General features: G+C 64.7%; 4 protein-coding genes. 2 read left to right on the forward strand and 2 right to left on the reverse strand.

What is annotated here, in order from left to right; translation table 11 throughout:
• Positions 1-214: 214 nt before the first annotated feature.
• Together ACIRU3_RS47630 and ACIRU3_RS47635 are read right to left on the reverse strand one after the other, a co-directional pair.
• Entirely contained in the window at positions 215-583 is a 369-nt protein-coding gene (locus ACIRU3_RS47630) for a hypothetical protein (RefSeq protein WP_404070723.1), read from the reverse strand.
• Positions 580-849, reverse strand: a complete 270-nt coding sequence (locus ACIRU3_RS47635; RefSeq protein WP_404070725.1) for a hypothetical protein — start codon at positions 847-849, stop codon at positions 580-582. The genes ACIRU3_RS47630 and ACIRU3_RS47635 overlap by 4 nt, the downstream gene beginning before the upstream one ends.
• Before the next feature lie 57 nt (positions 850-906).
• Between ACIRU3_RS47635 and ACIRU3_RS47640 the strand changes: the two genes are divergently transcribed.
• Both ACIRU3_RS47640 and ACIRU3_RS47645 read left to right on the forward strand, forming a co-directional pair.
• A complete protein-coding gene (locus ACIRU3_RS47640) occupies positions 907-1,491 on the forward strand; it encodes a DUF4240 domain-containing protein (protein WP_404070728.1) in 585 nt (194 codons plus the stop codon).
• A 350-nt stretch (positions 1,492-1,841) separates the two neighbouring features.
• Positions 1,842-2,135, forward strand: a complete 294-nt coding sequence (locus ACIRU3_RS47645; protein WP_404070731.1) for a DUF1330 domain-containing protein — start codon at positions 1,842-1,844, stop codon at positions 2,133-2,135.
• Positions 2,136-2,227: the final 92 nt, after the last annotated feature.

The following is a 2,227-nucleotide window of genomic DNA, read 5'->3' on the forward strand; positions in this document are numbered from 1 at the left end:
CCCCAGTACGTCACCTCGTACGACTAGGTTCGTTGGCAAGGAAACCGGAACGACTAGGTTCGCTGTCAAACGCCTCGATTGGATGACAACGGACAATCAGGCGACACCCGAACGGGTGACGCCGCTGTCCCGTCTCAGTGAAGATGAATCACGGCGAGGCCGTGACCAGCGGTGGGTCATCTTGAGTGAGACGCGGTGCGGCCCGACGTCTCAGTCAATCTGAGAACTGTGCGCCCTGGGCTGCTTCGTGCTCGGCCGCGAACTCGTCGAGGAGCTCAAACAGGACCTTGATCGCGTGTTGCTCATCCTCAGGCGCAAGGTTCCAGAGGTCGTCCCAGCCGTTCGGGAGTGCGATGTGGAGGACCTGGCCGGGCCAGGCGTGGCTGCAGGCGCGTCCGCGACGGGCGACGAGCCAGTCGTGCCAGCCGGTGAGCCCGCGCCCGCCGTGCCGGAGGGCGTGCTGGTCATAGCCGGTCAGGAACGCGGCCAGCATGTGGAACGAGGTTTTGCCGACGAACATGCCCGGACGTTGGCCGACGCAGGCGAAGTACTCGCGTTCGGTCATCTCCGAGATGTGTTTCACGCGTCCGCACCCTCCTCAACACTGGCGCTGTCGTCCAGGGCTGGACGAAGCTTGCTGCGAGCGGCTTCCAGACGTTCGGCATAGTCCTCCGCAAAGATCCCCGGCAGCGACTTATCGAGCGTTCCAGCAATGCGGTGAAGGGGCGCCCAGACCGCCGCGTCGTCGACGAGACGACTGAGGTCTGTCATCTGCACCTGCTCCAGCCAGTCCGACAGGACCAGCGCCTCATCTGGGCTGAGTCGGATGATGATCTCCGGATTCTCCACCGCGCGAACATATTCCGTCGACCATGTGTTGTCAGAGGTACCTGGCACAGAGCCGCCGTGGACATTGATTCCTTCTGGGAGCTCATCGAGGAGTGCCGGCGTCAGGCGCAAGGCCCGGACGAACGGCTCGCGTGGCTGCGGGGTGAACTGTCACGAAAGTCGCTGGTTGAGGTCGTGCAGTTTCAGGTGCGCTTGGACGAGGTGACGCAGGAAGCGTTCACGTGGGATCTGTGGGCAGCTGCGGACCAGATCTTCGGTGGCTGGTGTTCGGATGACGGATTCTGTTACTTCGGCCTGTGGATGGTGGGACTCGGCCGGGAAGCCTTCACCCAGGCGGTGGCTGATCCGATTCCCCTGGCGGCCACCCCGGAGGTCCAAGGCCTGGTGGGCCGCCCGCGGGAGGTATGGAACGACGACTGGCCCGGGTGGGAGTCGCTCGACTACGTCGCCATGGAGGCGTACGGGATCCTGGCTGGTGTGGACGACGAGTGCGGCGAAGCCTTCTACGAAGCCGTTGACGCCCAGCAGGGCGATGGAGGCGACAACTCCGGACCGCTCGGTGAGCGGTGGGACGTTCGGTGCGAAGATGAGGCAGGACGCAGACTGCCGAGACTGAGCACGATAATTCCCCTGCGATACTGACCCGGTGGCGCGAGCGGGCGCAGACCCTCGCATCAAGTTCCAGAGCCTGGATGACTGGGGCGTAAGGGCTTCCAACCAGGTGAGGCAACCGGACGCAGCGGTGGGTCAGTAAGAGCGAGACAGATTGTCCCGTCTCATTGGATCTTGCAGAGGCGGGGCCGTTGACCTGCCGGGTGACAGGTTGACCCACGACGGCGAGGCTCCGGGGCGTCGCTGACCAGTACGTTCCCCTGAACCACCCTGGTGATCTTCCGCCGGGTACGCTCGCTCGCAGCAGCGAATCCGGCGTCAGACATGCACTTTCCGACGTGCGTTCTCGGACGCGCACTTTCCGAACACTGGAGGTTCTCGTGGCCAAGGGCTACTGGGTCAGCGTCTACCGCACCATTTCCGACCCCGAGAAGCTGGCTGCCTACAACGAGCTGGCCGGTCCGGCCGTCAAGGCCGGAGGCGGACGGACGTTCGCCCGCGGCGGGCGGGTCGTCGCCCACGACGAGGGCGTCGCCGAGCGCGTCGTCCTGGTCGAGTTCGACAGCTTCGAACAGGCCGTCGCAGCTCACGCAAGTGTGGCCTACCAGCAGGCGCTGCTCGTCCTGTCCGACGGCGTCGAGCGCGACTTCCGCATCATCGAAGGCGTTTACTGACTTCGGCTCGTCAGGGTGGCGCTGGCTCGTCGAGGGTCAAGCGAGTGCCGGCTATGAAGCCGTCGAGGGTGTCGGGCCGGTACTGAAGGCGT

Source organism: Streptomyces sp. NPDC101151 (assembly GCF_044768335.1).
Taxonomy (GTDB): Bacteria; Actinomycetota; Actinomycetes; order Streptomycetales; family Streptomycetaceae; genus Streptomyces.